This is a genomic window from Segatella copri (genome assembly GCF_003465495.1).
Classification (GTDB): Bacteria; Bacteroidota; Bacteroidia; order Bacteroidales; family Bacteroidaceae; genus Prevotella; species Prevotella copri_G.
On the sequence record NZ_QSAV01000094.1, the window covers coordinates 1 to 649 of the forward strand.

The 649-nt window shown below is 43.0% G+C and carries 1 protein-coding gene; it reads right to left on the bottom strand.

Annotation, left to right across the window (positions count from 1 at the left end; all coding sequences use genetic code 11):
- Positions 1-26: 26 nt before the first annotated feature.
- Positions 27-649 (bottom strand): IS66 family transposase (locus DWV53_RS16275; RefSeq protein ID WP_259319013.1); only part of this gene is annotated, 623 nt, incomplete at its 5' end.

Below are 649 nucleotides of genomic sequence, written 5' to 3' on the forward strand. Positions count from 1 at the left end.
AAAAAAAGCAGTAACAGCTGATTAAATTAATGCTGTTGCTGCTTTTTCCATCGGTCAGGAAGTAAGTCTCTATATTTTTCCCATGGAGTATTTGGTTGCCATTCTGCAGTCTTTTCTATTACGTCGCATATGTATTCGAACAGATTGATGCCATTCAGTCTGCATGAGATGGCGATGGAATATAGGATAGCCGCACGTCCTGCTCCTTCGTGCGAGCCAAAGAACATTGAGTTTCTTCTTGATAGTGATATGTACCTCTGGATTCTCTCAATATAGTTGTTATCGAGAGGCGTATCACCTCTTTTGAAGATGTCACAAATGGCATTATATTCATTAAGGGCATAAGCGACCGCCTGCGCCAAGGTAGACTTGGGCAGCAAATCCTTCCTGGAAGATATTTCCTCCAGTTTCTCCAATAAATCCTGTAAAATGTCCGGTGCATATGACTGCCGATAGGCTAGATGGTCTTCAACGGTCCATCCATTTACCCCAACCTTATGTTTTTTGTCTTCTCGATAAAATCTGTTGAGGATATCTACGACTTCCTGAGCATCCTTGTCTTCCTTGCCGCAGTCGATGAAATCTCTCTTGACATGCTGTAGGCAGGCGATTCTCATAATGTCAGGATAAGCATCCGACTCCAGTTTCC